At 71.8% G+C, this 19406-nt stretch carries 15 protein-coding genes; 6 read left to right on the forward strand and 9 right to left on the reverse strand.

Features of this window, described 5'->3' with window-relative positions; translation table 11 throughout:
* Window positions 1-137: 137 nt before the first annotated feature.
* From G3I78_RS40050 to rpe, 5 genes are all read right to left on the reverse strand, one after another.
* Complete coding sequence (locus G3I78_RS40050; protein WP_239158348.1) at window positions 138-2141, reverse strand: tetratricopeptide repeat protein; 2004 nt, start codon at window positions 2139-2141, stop codon at window positions 138-140.
* A 90-nt stretch (window positions 2142-2231) separates the two neighbouring features.
* Window positions 2232-2561 carry a barstar family protein gene (locus G3I78_RS40055; protein WP_164434150.1) on the reverse strand — a complete coding sequence of 110 codons (330 nt, stop codon included), beginning with the start codon at window positions 2559-2561 and terminating at the stop codon, window positions 2232-2234.
* Window positions 2558-2929, reverse strand: a complete 372-nt coding sequence (locus G3I78_RS40060) for a ribonuclease domain-containing protein (protein ID WP_164434152.1) — start codon at window positions 2927-2929, stop codon at window positions 2558-2560. Before G3I78_RS40060 ends, G3I78_RS40055 begins: the two co-directional genes overlap by 4 nt.
* Window positions 2930-2969: 40 nt before the next feature.
* On the reverse strand, window positions 2970-4013 hold the full coding sequence (locus tag G3I78_RS40065) for a sugar-binding domain-containing protein (protein WP_164434154.1): 1044 nt from the start codon (window positions 4011-4013) through the stop codon (window positions 2970-2972).
* 78 nt (window positions 4014-4091) lie between these two features.
* A complete protein-coding gene (gene rpe / locus G3I78_RS40070; RefSeq protein ID WP_164434156.1) occupies window positions 4092-4778 on the reverse strand; it encodes a ribulose-phosphate 3-epimerase in 687 nt (228 codons plus the stop codon).
* 137 nt (window positions 4779-4915) lie between these two features.
* Here rpe and G3I78_RS40075 point away from each other — a divergent pair, with 137 nt between their 5' ends.
* The gene (locus tag G3I78_RS40075) at window positions 4916-7072 is read left to right on the forward strand and encodes an MMPL family transporter (RefSeq protein WP_164434158.1); all 2157 of its coding nucleotides are present in this window, start codon (window positions 4916-4918) and stop codon (window positions 7070-7072) included.
* Here the strand turns inward: G3I78_RS40075 and G3I78_RS40080 are convergent.
* Both G3I78_RS40080 and fmt read right to left on the reverse strand, forming a co-directional pair.
* Window positions 7069-8487, reverse strand: coding sequence for a transcription antitermination factor NusB (locus tag G3I78_RS40080; RefSeq protein WP_164434160.1), 1419 nt, complete (start codon window positions 8485-8487; stop codon window positions 7069-7071). The genes G3I78_RS40075 and G3I78_RS40080 overlap by 4 nt on opposite strands.
* 155 nt (window positions 8488-8642) lie before the next feature.
* On the reverse strand, window positions 8643-9575 hold the full coding sequence (gene fmt / locus G3I78_RS40085) for a methionyl-tRNA formyltransferase (RefSeq protein WP_164434162.1): 933 nt from the start codon (window positions 9573-9575) through the stop codon (window positions 8643-8645).
* Between the two features lie 211 nt (window positions 9576-9786).
* Between fmt and G3I78_RS40090 the strand changes: the two genes are divergently transcribed.
* A complete protein-coding gene (locus G3I78_RS40090; RefSeq protein ID WP_164434164.1) occupies window positions 9787-10338 on the forward strand; it encodes a hypothetical protein in 552 nt (183 codons plus the stop codon).
* A 250-nt stretch (window positions 10339-10588) separates the two neighbouring features.
* Here G3I78_RS40090 and G3I78_RS40095 read toward each other — a convergent pair whose 3' ends face one another.
* The gene (locus tag G3I78_RS40095; RefSeq protein ID WP_164434166.1) at window positions 10589-12757 is read right to left on the reverse strand and encodes a primosomal protein N'; all 2169 of its coding nucleotides are present in this window, start codon (window positions 12755-12757) and stop codon (window positions 10589-10591) included.
* Between the two features lie 227 nt (window positions 12758-12984).
* On the opposite strand from G3I78_RS40095, the gene G3I78_RS40100 reads away from it, so the two are divergent.
* From G3I78_RS40100 to G3I78_RS40115, 4 genes are read left to right on the forward strand one after another with little or no spacing between them, the layout of a single operon-like run.
* Window positions 12985-14283: a helix-turn-helix transcriptional regulator gene (locus tag G3I78_RS40100; protein ID WP_164434168.1), complete on the forward strand. Its 1299-nt coding sequence runs from the start codon at window positions 12985-12987 to the stop codon at window positions 14281-14283.
* A gap of 13 nt (window positions 14284-14296) precedes the next feature.
* Window positions 14297-15046: a TIR domain-containing protein gene (locus tag G3I78_RS40105; RefSeq protein WP_164434170.1), complete on the forward strand. Its 750-nt coding sequence runs from the start codon at window positions 14297-14299 to the stop codon at window positions 15044-15046.
* Entirely contained in the window at window positions 15043-16983 is a 1941-nt protein-coding gene (locus G3I78_RS40110; RefSeq protein ID WP_164434172.1) for an ABC transporter substrate-binding protein, read from the forward strand. The genes G3I78_RS40105 and G3I78_RS40110 overlap by 4 nt, the downstream gene beginning before the upstream one ends.
* Before the next feature lie 25 nt (window positions 16984-17008).
* Window positions 17009-18124, forward strand: coding sequence for a hypothetical protein (locus G3I78_RS40115; protein ID WP_164434174.1), 1116 nt, complete (start codon window positions 17009-17011; stop codon window positions 18122-18124).
* A gap of 63 nt (window positions 18125-18187) precedes the next feature.
* On the opposite strand, the gene metK is transcribed toward G3I78_RS40115, so the two are convergent.
* On the reverse strand, window positions 18188-19396 hold the full coding sequence (gene metK / locus G3I78_RS40120) for a methionine adenosyltransferase (protein WP_164434176.1): 1209 nt from the start codon (window positions 19394-19396) through the stop codon (window positions 18188-18190).
* Window positions 19397-19406 lie beyond the last annotated feature (10 nt).

Below are 19406 nucleotides of genomic sequence, written 5' to 3' on the forward strand. Positions count from 1 at the left end.
CGCACTCGAAGCCTGGATCAAGACCTGGAACACCGACGCCCGGCCCTTCCACTGGACCAAGACCGCCGACCAGATCATCGACCGCATCTGCCACTACTGCACACGAATCTCCGGACCAGCTCACTAGCCCCCGCAGGTCACTCCAGCCCGCACCGCTCGCGCAGCACCCGCGCGGCGTCCCGGTGTTCCGTGGCCTCCGTCGTCCGCCCCTGAGCGCTCTCCAGCTCGGCCAGAGCGTCCAGTACCCGGATCTCGTCCCGGATGCCGCCTCGGCCTCGCGCCCCGGAGAGCGCGACGGCGTACAACTCCCGTGCCTCGTCGGCCCGTTCGAGGCGATACAGCACACCGCCCAGCGCGAACGAGGCCCTGGAGACCAGCCGGGCCCGCCCGCCCTCGGCGAACTCGTCCCGCGCCCGCGTCAACAGGTCGGCGGCACGCTCCAGTTGGCCCAGATGCGCCAGAGCCTCGCCCAGCCGGTACCGCATGAGCGTGGCACCGTAGGCGTTGCCGATCTCCTCGTGCACGAGACCCGACGCCTCGAACTCGCCCGCCGCATCCGCCCAGTCGCCCTGCGCCGAGCGCAGCATCCCGTGGAACTCCCGTGTGGACGCGGCGAGTTTCCGCTCCTCCGGCGAGGTCCCGAACCCGGCTCGCACCGCGCTCCAGGCCTGGGTGAGTTCACGGTCCGCCGCCTCGAACTCCCCCTGTTCCCACAGCGGTCGAGCGAGCTGGCAGCGCATCCGGACGAGCGCCCGCACCTCACCGGCGCGCTGCGCGGCGGCCACGCCGATGCGGAAGGCGTCGATGTGGTCGGCGTAGTGCGGGTGGTCCAGGAAGTGCGTCCACAGCGGCTCGCACAGCGCCCAGGCCTCGGAGGTTCCCCATTCCGAGCAGGCGCCCGCCTCGTCGGCGAGCCGGACGCAGGCGAACAGGGCGTGCCGCTCGGCCTCCAGCCAGCCGTGGGCCCGGCGCTTGGCGGCCTGTTCGCCGTCGCCCCGGTCGAAGAGCACGTCCCGGGTGCCGGGCACCTCGTCGGCGCCGGGGTGGAACCTGAGCCGGGGGCCGGCCGCGATCAGGTCGGCGTTCTGGGCCTGGCGCAGATACCAGCCGACGACGCGCCGTCGGGCCGTGTCCCGCTCGGCGGGATCCTCGTCCGCCTCGGCACGCCGGCGGGCGTGGGCCCGCAGCAGCCCGGGCAGCCGGGACCGGCCGGGTTCCTGGTCCCGGTCGTCGAGCAGTCCGGCCTCGTGCAGTTCCTCCAGCGCGCTCCCGGCGGCATGCGTGCCCTTCCCGAGCAGCGCGTCGGCGGAGGCGAGGGTCACGGTGGGGCCGGTGAGGTCGGCGAGCAGCCGGTAGAGGCGGGCGGCCTCGGGGGTCAGGGTGCGGTAGGCCGCGTCCCAGACCTGCTCGACCTCGGGGGTGCCGCCCGCCCGCAACTCTCCGGTCAGTCGGTGCAGCGGCCGGTACGCGTGCCGGCGCATCCAGCGCCCGGCGACGTGCAGGGCGGCGGGCAGCCCACCGCACAGGGACAGCAGCTCACGGACCGGTTCGGGGTCGTCGGCGAGCCGGGCGTCCCGGGTGATCCGCTCCAGCAGGTCCAGCGCGTCCGGCTCGGTCAGCGGATCCAGCGGCAGTTCCACGGCGGCCCCGGCCTGGAGGTCGTACAGCGGGCCGTGGCTGGTGACGATCACCAGGCTGTCGCCCGAGGCGGGCAGCAGCGCCTCGACCTCGGTGCCGCCGTAGCGGGCGTTGTCGAGGACGAGCACGAGCCGTTTGCCGCGGGTGCGCGACCAGTACTGGCGGGCCCGGCCGGCGTGAGTGGGCTCGACGGCCTCCGTCTCCAGGGCGCGCAACAGGGCGCCGAGGACGTCGGCCGTCTCCACGGCGCCGTCACGGCGGACGTCGTCGAGGTCGGCGTAGAGCACACCGTCCGGGTAACGCTCCTCGACCAGGCGGGCCAGCCGGAAGGCCAGCTCGGTCTTGCCGAGGCCCGCGTAGCCGCTCAGGACGACACAGAAGGGCCGGTTGCGCGGGGCATGCTGGTCAAGTGCTCGAAGGACCCGCTCCTGGGCCGCGTCGCGGTCCACGAAGTGCGCCGGTTCCGGCGGAATCTGGTAGACCATGCGCTCCTGCTCCCCCATCGTCCGTGTCGATCACAGTCGTGCATGTCGATCACAGTCGTGCGTGTCGATCACTCACGAGGCTATCCGGAAACCGGAGTTGACAGGACGTCAGCCGAGAGCAAGCGCCACGGTAATCGCGGAGGCCTGCGCGAACACCTCACGAGCGGTCTCCCACTCGTCGGGGCGCGTCCGGGCGTACCGCTCCCAGTGCCGTACGACCACGACGGTCTCCTTGTCGACGCCGTCCCCGGAGTCCCCGGAACCCCCGAAGTCCTCGGAGTCCCCCGACCACACGCCCGGATCGGAGAGCACATCGGCCAGCGCGTCCCAGTTGCGGCCGAAATAGTCCGGCAGCGGCAGGTCGCGGGCGCAGCGGTCCATGAGGTCCGCCTTGTCCGTGACCCCGTCGAGGTCCAGCGTGACCACGCGTGCCGTCATCTCAGTACCGTCCTGAAGGAGTCGTAGTGATCATCGGTGTAGTAGATCTCCCCGCCCTGCCCGGTGACGATGCGCCGGGCCCCGCGGTCGCGCGAGCCCGGTGTCGGGACGGTGTACTCGTGGTAGTAGCCACGCTTCTCGGCAGGCAGCAGGCCCTCGAAGTTGCCGAAGACGGTGCCGTCCTTGGCATACGGGAACGGACCGCCCTCGTCGATGAGTTCGAGGGTCCGCCGGGCCTCGGCCGGAAGCCTCGACTCCTGGACGGTGGCCAGGCCGCCGCCGTCCGTCGAGGGACCGGTGCCGGTGGCCGAACACCCCGTCAGGACCAGCAGGCACAGAAGGACTCGGGAGACGAACCGCAGCAGCATGCGTCCGATGCTGCCACGGCCGTCTCCTCATGACCTTCCGTCAGACGCCGTCCGGGTCGCTCCTGTTGAGCGCCGGCTTCGGCGTGGTCCCGGCCGTCATCAGGTAGTCCGCGGCGGACGTGTCGGTCACCAGGCTGGTGACGAGGCCGGACCGCAGCACCGCGTCGATCGCGGCCGCCTTGCGCTGCCCGCCCGCGATCGCGACGACCTCGGGGACACGGCGGAGCTGGTCGGCCTTGACGGTGATGCACCGCTCGCCCAGGTCCCGCCCGACCCGGCGGCCCTCGGCGTCGAAGAGGTGCGCGGACATCTCGGCGGCGACGCCGAGCGAGGCGTAGTGGCCGCGCTCCTCGTCGCTGAGCATGTCGTGCACCGTCGAGATGCCGGGCTCCCAGGAGCCGATGGAGACACAGGCGACCGTGACCTTGTCGAAGTACTCGAAGGCCCGGGCGATCCCGGTCTGGTTGCGCAGCGCCGCCGCGGTGGCCGCGTCCGGCAGCAGCATCGGCGCGTAGATGGGGTGGGCGTCCCCGCCGGACACCTGGGCGGCGCGCCGCACCGCCTCCACCGAACCGCGCTCGGCGGTCCCGGCGTCGTACACACCCGTCAACTGCACCACCGTGCACGGCGGGAGCCGGTCGAGGGCGGCCGCCATGTGGATGGTGGAACGGCCCCAGGCCAGGCCCAGGACGTCCCCTTCGTCGACCAGCTCGCCGAGCAGGTCGGCGGCCACTTCTCCCAGGTTCTCGGGGTCGGGGGACTCCTCGACGTCGGCCGGGGACTCGACCACGACGGCGTGCCTGAGGCCGTAACGGGCGCGGAGCGCGTCGGAGCGCTCGGCGTCCAGTTCGGCCGGCACGCGGATCTCGATGCGTACGAGGTCCCGTTCGAGGGCGGTCTCCAGGACCCGGGCCACCTTGAAGCGGCTGACGCCGAACTCCTCCGCGATCTGGATCTTGGACTTGCCCTCGAGGTAGAAGCGGCGGGCCATGGCCGCCGCCTGCACCAGCTCAGCGGGTCCCATCCGCATGGCTGACCGGCCAGCCGACATACCCGACACGGCGATCTCCTCACTGCTGTTCACACTCTGGATTCGCCGTTCATCCTTGCAGATCCGGCGCACTTGATCAGCCCTGATCAGAGCCGTTCACGTTCCTGACGCTCAGTGGTCGCACGCCCACGATGCCTTGGCCGTCGCCCCCTCCGCCTGGTTGCGCAATGCACGTACCGCCTCGGCCGGGTCGGACGCCCCGTACACCGCCGATCCGGCGACGAAGACATCGGCGCCCGCGTCGGCGCAGCGCTCGATGGTGGAGGCCGAGACGCCGCCGTCGACCTGGAGCCACAGTTCGAGACCGTGCTTGGAGATCAACTCGCGGGTCCGGCGAATCTTGGGGAGCATGATGTCGAGGAACGCCTGTCCCCCGAAACCGGGCTCGACCGTCATGATCAGCAGCATGTCGAGCTCGGGGAGCAGATCCTCGTACGGCTCGATGGGCGTCGCGGGCCTCAGCGCCATAGAGGCGCGGGCGCCCTTGGCCCGGATCTCCCGGGCGAGCCGGACCGGGGCGGCGGCCGCCTCGACGTGGAAGGTGACGGAAGAGGCCCCCGCCTCTACGTACTGGGGCGCCCAGCGATCGGGGGCCTCGATCATCAGATGGCAGTCCAGCGGAGTGTCCGTCGCACGGGCCAGCGACTCTACGACCGGCACACCGAGCGTGAGGTTCGGGACGAAATGGTTGTCCATGACGTCGACGTGGAGCCAGTCGGCTCCCTCCACCGCCTTCGCCTCGTCCGCGAGGCGGGCGAAGTCGGCGGACAGGATGCTGGGGTTGATCTGCGCGGCCATGTTCCAAGCCTCCCATGTCTCCCAGGGGATGGCGGCATCGGTCCCGGGTGGATACGGTCATTTGTCCGGTGCGGGCTGAATGTGGTTGCTCGCGCAGTTCCCCGCGCCCCTTCCGGGGCGCCGCTGCGGGGGTAGTCATGGCTGGAAACCGAGGCATCGCGCATCTCGTCTGCGGACGCCGTGCCAAGTGGCTGGTGCTGGCGCTGTGGCTGGTGGTGCTCTTTCTTACGGCTCCGCTCGCCTCCAAGCTCACCGACGCCCAGGACAACGACGCGGCCTCCTGGTTGCCGGGGTCCGCCGAGTCGACCCAAGTCCTCAAGATCTCCGAGGACTTCAGGCCCGAGCAGATCCCCGCGGTGGTCGTCTACGCCCGCGAGAGCGGCCTCACGGCACAGGAGCGGGCCTCGATCGCCCGGGACGCGGCCGAGATCAAGCAGCTCACGGCGCACGGCATCCGCGGTGCGGAGACCCAGGGCCCGGTCTACGACCGGGAGAGCGACCCGCGTGCCGCCCAGATCCTGGTGCCGATCACCATGGACGAGAAGGGCTGGGAGGAGATCGCCCCGGCCGTCGACTCCCTCCGTGACATCGTCGGCAAGGGCGGCGACGGCCTCGCCGTGCACATCACCGGGCCCGGCGGCACCTCCGCGGACTTCTCCGAGGCCTTCGAGGGCATCGACTCGACGCTGCTGGTGTCCGCGATGGGCGTCGTCATCGTCATGCTGCTCATCACCTACCGCAGCCCGACCCTGCTCCTGGTCCCGCTGCTCTCGGTGGTCGCCGCGCTGTTCACCGAGCAGGCCTTCATCTACCTGCTCGCCCAGCACGCGGGCCTGACGGTCAACGGCCAGAGCGCGGGCATCCTGACGGTCCTCGTCTTCGGCGCGGGGACGGACTACGCCCTGTTGCTGGTCGCCCGCTACCGGGAGGAACTGCACCGCCACGAGGACCGCCACGAGGCGATGGCCCTCGCCCTGCACCGCGCGGGACCGGCGGTGATCGCCTCCGGCGCGACCGTCGTACTGAGCATGCTGGTGCTGCTCGCCGCCGAGATGAACTCGACCCGCGGCCTCGGCCCGGTCGCCGCGATCGGCGTGATGGTCGCCCTGCTGGCGATGATGACGCTGTTCCCGGCCCTGCTGGTGATCTTCGGCCGCTGGATCTTCTGGCCGGTGATCCCGCGCTTCGGCGCGCCCGACCGGATCGAGAGCGGCGTCTGGGCCCGGATGGGCCGCCGGATCGCCCGCCGCCCGCGCCTGGTCTGGGGCGTCACGGCGCTGATCCTCGCGGTCTGCTCGCTCGGCCTGATCCAGCTGCGCGCCGAGGGCATCGGCAACGCGGACGCCTTCACCGGCAAGCCGGACTCCATCGTCGGCCAGGAGGTGTCCGCGAAGTACTTCCCGGCGGGCAGCGGCGATCCCCTGGTCGTCGTCAGCAACCAGGCACAGGCCCGGCAGGTGGGCGAGGCGGTGGCCGGCACCCGTGGCGTGGTGCCCGAGTCACTCGGCCTGCCTCCGGGCACGAAACCGTCGTACGAGGGCAAGGTCCTCTTCGAGGCGACGATGACCGCCCCGGCCGACAGCGAGGCCGCGAAACAGACGGTGGAGCAGGTCCGGGACGCCGTCCACGCGATCCCGGACGCCGACGCCCAGGTCGGTGGCGGTACGGCCGCCCTGCTGGACATGGACCGGGCGACCACGCACGACAACCTGCTGATCATCCCGCTGGTGCTCGCGGTCGTCCTGCTGATCCTGTGCGCCCTGCTGCGCGCCCTGATCGCCCCGCTGCTGCTGATCGGGACGGTGATCCTGTCCTTCGCGGCGGCCCTCGGCATCAGCGCCCTGGCCTTCCGCCACCTCTTCGACTACGCGGGCGAGTCGACGGACTTCCCGCTGTTCGTCTTCGTCTTCCTGGTGGCCCTCGGCATCGACTACAACATCTTCCTGACCACCCGAATCCGCGAGGAGGCGGCGCACCGCGGCACCCGCCCCGGCGTGGTCACCGGCCTCGCGGCGACCGGCGCGGTCATCACCTCCGCCGGCCTGGTCCTGGCGGGCACCTTCGCGGCCCTCGGCACCCTCCCGATGGTCGCCTTCGCGGAGATCGGCTTCGCGGTGGCGTTGGGCGTCCTGCTGGACACGTTCATCGTGAGGTCGGTCCTGGTGACGTCCCTGTTCCTGGACGTGGGACCCAAGGTGTGGTGGCCGCACGGTCTGGCCGACGAGGAGTCGACCGGCCCAGAGGCGCGGGGAACCGCGCGACAAGCCACGACGGCGCGGCAGACACACGACTAGCCGGTTCTGCGAATGACCGCCAGATACATCGCATCGGTCCCGTGCACATGCGGCCACAACTGCACGTCAGGCCCTTCCCCCAGCTCCGGCACCCCCGGCAACAGGTCCCGCGCGTCAATGAGTTCAGCGGCCGGCCACTGCTTCAGCACATCCTGAACGACGGCCCGAGTCTCCGCCAGATGAGGAGAACACGTCGCATACCCGACAACCCCGCCCACCCTGACGGAGTCCAGCGCCGTGCTCAACAACTCCCGCTGCAACGGCCCGAACCCGTCCAGATCCTCCGGCCGACGCCGCCACCGCGCCTCCGGCCGTCGCCGCAGCGCGCCCAGCCCGGTGCAGGGCACGTCCATCAACACCCGGTCGAAACTCCCGGGTTGCCACGGCGGCCGAGTCCCGTCGGCGGCGATGACCCGGTACGGCCCCGGGTTCCCGTCGAGCGCCTTGGCGACCAGACCGGCCCGGTGAGGCTGCTTCTCGGAGGCGAGCAGCCAAGCCCCCCGCTCCGCGGCCAGCGCGGCGAGCAGCGCGGCCTTGCCGCCGGGCCCCGCGCACCCGTCGAGCCACTTCTCGTCCCGCCCTTCGAGGGGCGCGTTCGCCAGGGCCAGTGCGACGAGCTGACTGCCCTCGTCCTGCACCCCGGCCCGGCCCTCGCGCACCGCGTCGACGGCACCGGGCTCACCGCCCTCGGCCAGCCGCACGGCGTACGGCGACCAGCGCCCGGCGACCGCGGCCTCCTCGCGCAGCAGCTCCTCGGTGGTGGACCGGCCGGGGCGGGCGACGAGGGTCACCTCGGGCCGCTCATTGTCGGCCTCCAGGAGCCGCTCGATACCGGCCCGTCCGCCGCCGAGGGAGTCCCACAGCGCGGAGACGACCCAGCGGGGGTGCGAGTGCACGACGGCGAGGTGGTCCTCGGGGTCGTCGTCGTAGGGCGGCGCGACCTTCGCGATCCAGCCGTCGAGATCGTCCTGCGCGACCTTGCGCAGCACGGCGTTGACGAACTTGGCCCGTCCGTCACCGAGCACGACCCGCGCGAGCTCGACCGAGGCGGACACCGCCGCGTGCGTGGGGATACGGGTCCCGAGCAGCTGGTGCGTCCCGAGGCTCAGCACGTCGAGCACCGGCGGGTCGACCTCGCGCAGCGGCCGGTCGACACAGGCCGCGATGACGGCGTCGTACGTCCCCTGGCGGCGCAGTGTCCCGTACACGAGCTCGGTGGCGAGCGCCGCGTCCCGCGCCTCGAAGCCGCCCTTCTCCCGCGCCTTCCGCAGCAGCGGCGGCAGGACGAGGTTGGCGTACGCGTCCCGCTCGTCCACGGCCCGCAGCGCCTCGAAGGCGAGGATGCGGACGGGGTCCTTCTGGGGCCGCCGGTAGGGCTTGCCGGGTTTCTGGGGCCGACGGGGCTGGTCGTTCACGAAAAAGGTGCTCCGGATTTCAGGGCTGGGTACGTGGCAAGCGTACGTCCGTGTGGGGCGCGGTCGCCTTTTCAGGGAGGCGGGATCGCAGGAGGGGTGGGAGGTGGCGGCCGGCGAGCGAGTCTCACCCCATCCCCCCCTCACCTCACCTCACCTCACGCGCCGACGATCTCCCCGTCCGCGATCCGCACGCCCCGCGCCCAGTCGGCGGCCTTCATCGGCTTCTTCCCCTGCGCCTGCACCCACAGCAGCTCGACGGCGTGCGATCCCGTGCCGACGTGGACACTGTTCTTGCCGACGGCGAGCGCGCCGGGAGCGAGGTCGGTGCGGTCGGGGGCGGGCTGGACCTGGACGAGCTTGAGCCGCTCGCCGCGGAAGGTGGTCCAGGCTCCGGGGGACGGATGGCAGCCGCGTACGACCCGGTCGACCCGCAGGGCGGGCGCGGCCCAGTCGACGCGCGCGTCCTCCACGGTGATCTTCGGGGCGACGGTGATGCCCTCGGAGGGCTGCGGTACGGCCTTCAGCGTGCCGTCCTCGATGCCGTCCATGGTCGCGGCGAGCAGCCCGGAGCCGGCGAAGGCGAGCCGGGTCAGCAGGTCGCCGCTGGTGTCGGTGTGCCGGATCGCCTCGGTGACGGTGCCGTAGACGGGCCCGGAGTCGAGTCCCTCCTCGATGAGGAAGGTCGAGGCCCCGGTCATCTCGTCGCCCGCCATGATGGAGTGCTGGACGGGGGCGGCGCCGCGCCAGGCGGGCAGCAGGGAGAAGTGCAGGTTGACCCAGCCGTGGGCGGGGATGTCGAGGGCGACCCGGGGCAGGAGGGCGCCGTAGGCGACGACGGGGCAGCAGTCGGGGGCGATCTCGCGCAGCCGCTCCAGGAACTCCGGGTCCCGCGGCTTGACGGGCTTCAGCACCTCGATGCCCGCCTCCTCAGCCCGCTCCGCGACCGGGCTCGCGACCAGCCTGCGCCCCCGCCCGGCCGGTGCGTCCGGCCGCGTGACGACGGCGGCGACCTCATGCCGCCCGGAGGCGATCAGAGCGTCCAGGGCGGGAACGGCGACCTCGGGGGTACCGGCGAAGACGAGCTTCATGAGTGGGCGGGGCCTCTCGGGCAAGGGTCATGACGGGCAACACTCAAGTCTATTGCGCGGCGCACACCCCCCGCCCCCGGCGCACGCATATGCCGGTACGCCCCCACTGCGTGACCAGCGGAGCGTAGACGCGTTGGTCAAGAAAGAGTTGACCACAACGGGCCGCGATCGCGGCCCAATCCTTTTCAACGCCGGTTCGAGAGGCTTGTTCATGGCCGACCACGCAACCCACGACGCCCAGGCTCGGGCCAGCCTGCACTTGCTGGTGCGGGACATCGAGCGGGTCCGCCGGCAGGTGGACGCGCTGCGCACCCTGACCGCCCAGCTGGGCAACGTCTACCGCCCGCGCCGCTCCGGCCCCTCCACGGGCTTCGTCGTCTACGGGCGCGCTCCCGCTCCCACGGTCCGTCTCGCGCAGGAGCTGCGGGACAGCGTCGAGACCCTGGTGACGGCCGCGGTCGACTTCGACCGCTCGCTCGGCTTCTCGTGGGACGCGGTGGGCTCGGCCCTCGGGGTCACCAAGCAGGCGGTCCACCGCCGTTACGGCGCCCGCCGCGCCGCGGCCCAGGCGACGGCCGACGCCGAGCGCGCGACGGAGCAGACGAGCACCCGCACGGTCAGCGTCAACACCGGCATCCCCGCGGTCCCGTCGGTCCCCACGGTCCCGGCGGCCCGCTCCATGCCGACCCAGCCCACCGCGGGCAGCCCCGCCCTCCGAGACGACCCGAGACCCCCCGCCTTCCCCGGCCCCCGCAACGGCTGACCCCGGCGTCGCCCCTGCCCTCCCGAGAGAACTCCGGGAGGGCAGACGCGTGTGCGGGTACGGCGGGTTTATTTGGGGGGTGCCTCTTTTTTGGGGGGCCTTGGATGTCCAGCAGCTGTGGAGAAGGGCCGGAGACGCCCAGCCGCCGGCGGCGCTCAACCCTGACAAGGGCCACCCGCACCCGACCACGAACCTCGCACGGGTGGTGCGGGTTGGAACCAAAGACCCACCACCCACCCGCACCCAACCGTCACCCAATGTCAGGCGGATCAACCCGAACCCAAACCGCCCCCTCACCCCCACCACCGCTCCCACCCCCACCCCGAGCCATCCGAGAAGCCTGAGCGGCTTTCAGCGCAGCAGCCAACGCTGCCCCCCGCCCGGGCGGCACCCGCACCAACACCCGCTCCCACCGCTCCCCCACCGGCGGCACCCCCGCCCGCCGAGCCCCACCCCCCACCGTCACCGGCAACGGCACAGGCCCCAACACCTCAGCCTCACCCGGCAGTTCCACGGCAGCCAGGAACTCGGCGAGAGCCCCCGGCGCCCCCGACACCGACGCCATCCGGGACACCGGCGGAAACCCCAACTCCGCCCGCTCCCCCAGCTCCCGCACCGCATGCCCCACCGGATCCCACCGCACCAACGCCTGCACAGGCCGCAACGTAGGCTCGGCGACCACCACGACCGTCCCGCCGACCCCCTGCGCCCGCACCAACCCCGCCGCCCCGATCCACCGCCGCAACGCGTCCTCCCCGGCCCGCAGATCAGGCCGCCCGAGCATCGCCCAGCCGTCCAGCAACAACGCCGCCGCATACCCCCCTTCGGCCACCGGCTCGGCCCCCGGCGTACTCACCACCAGCGCGGGCGCGTCCGGCACGGTGTCCAGCACATGCTCCCGCCCCGAAGTCCGCACCGGCACAGCAGGAAACGCCCGCCCCAACTCCTCCGCGGTCCGCCGCGCCCCCACGACCTGCGCTCGCAGCCGGAACCCCCCGCACTCGGGACAGTGCCAGGCCTCTTCCTCGCGCCCGCACCACCCGCACCGCAGCCCTCCGCCGTCCTGCCCTTCGAGCGGCCCGGCGCAGTGCCGACACCGCGCGGGCGCACGGCAGTTGGCGCAGGCCATCCGCGGTACGTACCCCCGCCGCGGCACCTGCACCAGTACCGGCCCCCGCCGCAGCCCGTCCCTGACGGCCTGCCAGGCCAACGTGGGAAGCCGAGCCGCCCGAGCGGCCTCGTCCCGCGCGAGATCCTGATCGCCGACGGTCCGCACCAGCGGCGCGACGGCCCGCACCTGCTCCCGCGAGGCGACCAACGGCCGCGCCCACCCGCTCTCCACGAGCTGCGCGGCCTCGACGGTGCAGCTCCAACTCCCCAGCAGAAAACCGCACTTGTCCTGAGCCGCCCGCAGCAACAACACCTCACGAGCATGCGGCTGAGGAGAGTGCTGCTCGCTGTGGCTGTCGTCGCCGTCGTCCCAGAGCGCGACGAGCCCGAGCCCCTGCACGGGCGCGAACATGGCGGCCCGGGTCCCGACGACGGCCCGCACGGACCCCCGCCGCACGGCCAGCCACTCCCGATACCGCTTCTCGGGCCCGGCGTCGGCGGTCAGCACCGCATGCCGCCCCTCGCCCAGCACGGAGGTCAGCGCGGCGTCGACCCGCGCGACGGCCCGCCCGTCCGGTACGACGACCAGCGCCCCCCGTCCGGAGGCCAGGGTCGCCGCGACGGCCCGAGCGATCTCCGCACTCCACTCGGGCCCGGGCAGGGCGTTCCACACCGCACGCGGTGAGCCCCCGGAGGCCAGCGACTCCAGAAACGCCCCACCCCGCTCGTACCGCTGCCACGACCCCGTCTCGGGCGCCCCGGGCGGCGGCAACGGCTCCGGCGACGGCCGCTTCTCGGCCCGCGCACTGCGCGGCGGCACGGCCAGCTGAAGCACATCGGCGAGGCTCCCCGCGTACCGGTCGGCGACGGCCCGGGCCAGCCCCAGCAGTTCCTCGCTGAGCACCCGCTCGGGCGACACGACCTGGGCCAGCGCCGCCAAAGGCCCCGAGTAGTCCGACTCGGCGAGCCGCTCGACCAGGAACCCGTCGATCAGCCCCCCACCCTCACGCCGCCCCTCCCGCACCCGATGCCGCCCGGCCCCGAACCGCACCCGTACCCGCACCCCCGGCTGCGCCTCCGCGTCCAGCTCCTCGGGCACGGCGTAATCGAAGTACCGATCAAGATGCAGCACTCCCTTGTCCACCAGCACCCGCGCGACCGGAAACTCCTTCGCCAGCGCGGCCCCCCGCCAGGTCCGCGGTTTGGCCCGCGGCACCTTGGCCCCCCGCACGCTCTCCCGAATGAACGCAAGCTGCTCCGGCGGCCCTCCCCCAGCCACCCGCTCCGGCTCCTCATCCTCGCTGCTCACGCTTGCATTCTTACCAAACCCCACTGACAACCGACGTTGCCCGACCCGGAAAGCGCCCCTTCCCACCGCCGTGGCCGAAATCGCTTTCTCGACATGTGTCCCCGGCTCGGCTTCCCTCCGGATGAGGAAACGGGAAACGCCTGTTTCACCTTGTCCGGCCCAGCAGCCCACCGCACGCTGAATCTCGGCGCTCACCGGCTACGGGCCGGGGAGCGACGGAGGTTGAAGTGCTGGAGCAGTCGCACGACTTCGGGCGGGAACTCCGCCGCAGGCGCATGGCGGCCCGGTTGTCCCTGCAACAGCTGGGACAACGGGTGCACTACAGCAAGAGCCAGCTCAGCAAGGTCGAACGGGGTATCAAGCGCCCCACGCCCGAGCTGGCCCGCCTGTGCGACGCGGTGCTCGACGCCCGGGGCACCCTGACCCGGCTCGTGCCCGTCCAGCATGCCCAGCCGCCTCTGCCCGCCCCCGGTAGCGACGACGAGGTGTGGTTGATGCAACTGAGCAAGGACGGTTCGAGTTCCTTCCAGCCGGTGCGGCGCCGTGACCTGATCGCGGCCGGAGCGGCGTCGGTGCTGACCATGTGCTCGGGCGACCCGCGCTCCCTGCCGCCCGATCCCCTGGGCGCCGAGACGCTCGTGGACGCCTCTCGCATGCTGTTCGACCAGTTCCGCCGGCTCGGTCAGGCGTCAGGGCCGGCCAGCGTTCTGCCGCCGCTGATCGCCCAGACCCACAGCCTGGAACAGCTCGCTCTGCGCAGTGGCCCGCGGGTGAGGCGGGAACTGCTGCTGCTCGCCGCCCGCTACGCCGAGTACGCGGGCTGGATGGCCCAGGAATGCGGGGACGAGAAGGCCGCCGTCTGGTGGACGGAGCGGGCGGTGCAGCTGGCCGCCGCGGGCTCGGACACCGGCCTCGCCGCCTACGCACAGGTCCGCCGGTCCCTGATCAGCCTGTATCGCGGCGACGCGTCCGACGCCGCCCGGCTGGCCGAGCACGCCCTGGAGAGCGACGCCGCCCCCGCACGCGTGCGCGGGCTCGCCGCCCAGCACCTGGCGCAGGCCAGAGCGGTCGAGGGCGACTACGACGCCTGCATGCGCGGCCTCGACCGCGCCCGGGACCTGCTCGGACAGGACGCCGCCGACCCGGCCCAGCCGGTGCTCGGTGCCTCCCAAGTGCCCGACGTGGTCTCGATGTTCACCGGCTGGTGTCTGTACGACCTCGGCCGTCCGGAGCGAGCGGCCACGCTCCTCGACGAGGAGACCGCACGGATCGCACCCCACGCGTTCCGCACCCGCGCCCGCTACGGCGTCCGGCGCGCCCTCGCCCACGCGGCCGCGGGCGAGCTCGACCACGCCTGCCGGATCACGACGGAGCTGCTGCCGTCGGTCCGGCTCATCCACTCCTCGACGGTCCTGGCGGATCTGCGCCGCCTCTCCCGCACGCTCGGCCGGCACGCCCGCCACCGCTCGGTGCGGGCGCTGATCCCCGACCTGTCCGACACGCTCGCCCGCTCCGTCGGCGCCTAGAAAGGGCACTCGTATGCACGAGATCTTCCTCAACTACCGGACCAAGGGCGGCAAGGACGTCGCCTACATGTGCCAACACCATCTGTCGGCCAGGTTCGGTCCCGACAGCGTATTCATCGCACGCAACTCGATCGATCCGGGACAGACCATGGAGGTCCTTCTCCAGGCCCCTCGCCGCTGCCATGTGCTGCTGGCCCTCATCGACGCGGAGTGGCTGGACGCGCCCGACCGGCGCGAGCCCGGCAGGCGTGCGCTCGACAATCCCGACGACTGGGTGCGCCGGGAGATCGAGGAGGCCCTGTCCGGTGGCGCACTCATCGTTCCGGTCTTCATCGGCCGCAAGGTGGAACAGCTCGATCCCCGGAGACTGCCCCGGTCGATCACCGAACTGGCCGACTACCAGTACACGCGTGTGGAACAGCACCGCATCGAGGAGGACCTGACCCGGCTCGGCGACCGTCTCGTCCGCAGGGTCCCGGCGCTGGCCGCGCTGGACAGCCGGACCCCCGCCGAGGCCCCCGTACCCGACGAACGGCCCGCCTCCGTCCACAACGAGCACCAGAGCGGCGGTATCGGCCAGGTCGGCGGCTCCGTGGGGACGTACATCAATGACGCCCGTGGCCCGCTCCACACCGGCCCCGGCGACCAGATCAACGGGCCGCAGATCAACGGGGACGGCACCAACCACATCGCGGGCGACAACCACGGCGGCATACGCCAGGGCTTCGGAACCCGGACCCCGCGCGGGGGCGACGAGCGGTGACGGAGACTGTCGGCTCGTTCTTCGGCCAGACCTTCGGCTCGGTGCACAGCGGCGGCGGGAACCAGTACAACTTCCTCTTCCAGGAGGCCGCGTCCCGGCTGCGCGAGCAGGCCCGCAGGCGCACCATCGCCGAGGAGGACCGCACACACCTCGCCGAGCGGTTCGTGCCTCCTCCCGGCCTCCAGCGGGCCCGCGCCCGTCTTGAGCAGAGCCACACCGTGCTGATCAGTGGCCCGTCCGGCAGCGGCCGGCGTACCGCGGCTCTCATGCTGCTGCACGACCTGGCCGAGACCGGCGGCACGCTGCACGAGCTCCCCGACACCTCCGACGACGACACCGTCTCGTCCCCGCTCGACACGCGTGCCGTCAACGACGGGGATCGGCTGCTCCTGGACCTCTCGGAGGTGGAGGAGGCCAGGTACATCGACGTCCAGAACGCGCTGTCCGACTTCCGTGCCGGTCTCGGCACGCGGGGAGCCCACCTCGCGGTCGTCCTGCCGCACCGGCTCGGCTATCTGCTGAAGGACGAGTTGAAGCGGCTCACGGTGGAGATCGGCCGGCCTCCCGCGCGACGCGTGCTGGCCCGCCGGCTGCGATGCGACGGCGTTCCGTTCGAGAAGGCGGAGCTGAACGAGTCCGCGCTCGGCAAGTTCCTCACGCACGCGTCGATGCGCGACGTGGCCGATCTCGCCGACGGGATCCGGAAGTTCCGCGACTCCTCGCCGGCCGACCGTGGCTTCCCGCACTGGCTCGCCGACGCCCTGCCCCGCCAACAGGACCAGAGCGCCCGAGTGGCGACGGACCTCGCGGGCGAACAGAGCGGTCGGCACAAGGCGTTGCTGCTCTCCCTCGCCGTGTTCCATGAGACGGCCCCGGGCGCGGTGCTCCAGGCAGCCAACTTCCTGCTCGGTCTCCTCAGCCATCCGCCGGACACCACACCCCGCCTGGACCGGGCCGACCTGCACACCGAACTCTCCGCCATCACGGCCGAGACGAGCGCGAACGGCCGGGTGAGCTTCAGCGTCCCGGAGTACGACCGGGGCGTACGGAACCACTTCTGGACCTATCTCCCGGACATCCGGCGGCAGTTGCGCGACTGGTTCCAGGTCTGCCTGACCGAGCTGACCCTGTCGGCGGACGACCGGACCGGGGCCGTGAACCGCTTCGCCGAGCAGAGTCTTCGTACGGACCGCCCCGAAGACCTGACCTGGCTGGCGGAGCAGTGGACGTCGAGGCAGGCCCCGGTCCGTCTCATCCCGGACGCCGCCCAGGTACTCGCCCGCGGCCTCGACGACGAACGGCACGGGCGTTACTTCCGGCAGCGGATCTACGACTGGGCCACCTCCGGGGAAACGGTCGACCGGCTCCGGCAGGTGCTCGTGGTGGTGTGTGCCGAGACCATGGCCCGCTCCCACCCCGACCAGGCTCTGGTGCGCCTGCACCACCTGGCCCGCCGGTCCAGCGGGCAGGTGGCCGCCGATGCCCGCGCGGCCCTGCTGAGGCTGACGGGCTCGGACCGCCGCCTCTATCGCAGGATGCTCGACCGGCTGAGCACCGGCATCGCCCATGGTCCGTGGGGCAAGGACCGCGACCTGTTCCTGGAACTCGCCGATCCCGTACGGCTGATCGGCTACCGCGACGTCCGGGACTCCCTGGTCTCCTGCTGGACCGGCGTACTGCTCCGGCCCGTCGACTCCTGGTGCGTCCCCTTGTCCAGGTGGCTGACCGCCGCCGAGGACGTCCGCCATCGGGACCTCGTCCTGCGTGTCCTGTCCGCCTCCTGCGCCAGGGACGTCCGGGTCTCCGGGCAGCTGTACCGGGTGGCTCTGCGCTGGGCGGGTGCCGGTGGTGGTGCCGAGCGCCCGCGGACCGTCGCTCACCTGCTGCGGAGGATCAACAGCGATCAGGGCATCGAGACCTACGACCACGCCGTCTGACACCGAACGATCATCGGGGGCTTTCATGAGTTCTGGACACCGGACGATGACGCTCTTCGTCACCGTCATCCTGGGGATGATCCTCGTCATCCTCGGCCTGAGCGCCGGCTGGCCGATCTGGGCCTGGCCCACCATGGCCGCCCTGTTGCTGGTGGTGGGGGTGGTGACCCACAGGATCCTCGCTCCGGCACCGGAGGCGTTCCCTCGGGCCCTGCTGGCGGAACCCGATCTGCCCGAACCGGTGCGGCAGGAGCACCGGGTCGCCCATGTGGCGCTTCCCAGTTCCGTCGCGGACTACGACTTCTCGTTCTCCGCCACGGTGCGCTGGCTCGTGCTGGACGCACCCGAGGACGCGCCCTACGTCAATCCCGCCGGTCTCGCGGTCGATGCCGTGCTCCAGCGGGCTCGGGTGGTGACGGCCCAGCAGCCGCCTCATCGGAGCGCGTTCACGCAGCATCAGCTCGACGGCGCTCTCGCGACCATGCGCACCGACTCCACCGGGCGGATCATGGCCATGGCCCAGGACGTCGTCCTCAGCCTTCCGGAGCTCGACCGCGAACGGCTCGCCAAGCTCGCGGGGGTCCGCAAGGACGAGGACGTCTGGGAACACGAACGCAACTACGAACGCAACAAGCGCACCTATCTCGGCGACGACGTCCTCAAGGACACCGGCAGCGCCGTCGTGTGGTGGCTGTCCCGCAACGAGACGGAGGTGGAGGGGGCGGTCGACCGGATCGGTCTGCTGGCGCGTCTGTCCGCGGCGGCCAACAACGACGAGGTGGCGCCGCCGTTCGAACATCTGGTGTCGGTGCCGAGCGCTCCGCACATGAACGGGGCGGCGCGGGGGCACGAGCCGTACGACTGGCAGCAGGCGTTCGGCCCCGGTCACACACCCGCGGGGAACGGCTCGGAGCCCGAGCCGTCCGTCGACTCCCTGCTGACCTGGTTCGGTTTCTCAGCCGACGACCCAGACGTCGTCCTGTTCGCGGAACGGCTCGTCGGTCTCGCGCGGGTCCACGGCAAGTCCGCGGCGGCCGACGAGATCAGGCGCCGGTTCGCCGTGGACCACGCCGATGAGAACGAGGGCGACGGGCCGGAACGTCCTCAGTCGCCCGAGCCGGACGACTCACCGGACCTGTGAAACGCCGAGGCCCGGCGTCCCCAAGGACACCGGGCCTCACCACACACCGGGAAACCGAAGGACCTACAGCCCCGCAGCCTTCCGCAGCGCCTCCACCCGGTCCGTCTTCTCCCACGTGAACTCGGGCAGCTCCCGGCCGAAGTGGCCGTACGCCGCCGTCAGGGAGTAGATCGGGCGCAGCAGGTCGAGGTCGCGGATGATCGCGGCCGGGCGGAGGTCGAAGACCTCGTCGATCGCCTTCTCGATCCGGTCGGTGTCGACCTTGGCCGTGCCGAAGGTCTCCACGAAGAGACCGACCGGCTCGGCCTTGCCGATGGCGTATGCGACCTGGACCTCGCAGCGGGACGCGAGACCCGCGGCGACGACGTTCTTGGCGACCCAGCGCATCGCGTACGCCGCCGAGCGGTCCACCTTGGACGGGTCCTTGCCGGAGAAGGCGCCGCCGCCGTGGCGGGCGTAGCCGCCGTAGGTGTCGATGATGATCTTGCGACCCGTGAGGCCGGCGTCGCCCATCGGGCCGCCGATCTCGAAGCGGCCGGTCGGGTTGACCAGGAGACGGTAGTTGTCCGTGTCCAGCTTGATGCCCTCGTCCAGGAGCGCCTTGAGCTCCGGCTCCACGACGAACTCGCGGATATCGGGGGCCAGCAGGGACTCCAGGTCGATGTCGGACGCGTGCTGCGAGGAGACCACGACCGTGTCGAGACGGACGGCCTTGTCGCCGTCGTACTCGATGGTGACCTGCGTCTTGCCGTCGGGGCGCAGGTAGGGGATGGTGCCGTTCTTGCGGACCTCGGACAGGCGCTTCGCGAGGCGGTGCGCCAGGAAGATCGGCAGCGGCATCAGGGTCGGGGTCTCGTCGGTCGCGTAACCGAACATGAGGCCCTGGTCGCCCGCGCCCTGCTTGTCGAGCTCGTCCTCGTCGCCCTCGACCCGCTTCTCATAGGCGGTGTCGACGCCCTGCGCGATGTCCGGGGACTGCGCGCCGATCGACACCGAGACGCCGCAGGAGGCGCCGTCGAAGCCCTTCTTGGAGGAGTCGTAGCCGATCTCGAGGATCTTCTCGCGCACCAGCTGGGCGATCGGCGCGTAGGTCTTGGTGGTGACCTCACCGGCCACGTGCACAAGACCCGTGGTGATCAGGGTCTCGACGGCTACCCGGGAGGTCGGGTCCTCCTTGAGGAGCGCGTCGAGGATGGTGTCACTGATCTGGTCAGCGATCTTGTCGGGGTGGCCCTCGGTCACGGACTCCGAGGTGAACAGACGACGGGACACAACGCTCCCT

Source organism: Streptomyces sp. SID13726 (assembly GCF_010548375.1).
Classification (GTDB): domain Bacteria; phylum Actinomycetota; class Actinomycetes; order Streptomycetales; family Streptomycetaceae; genus Streptomyces.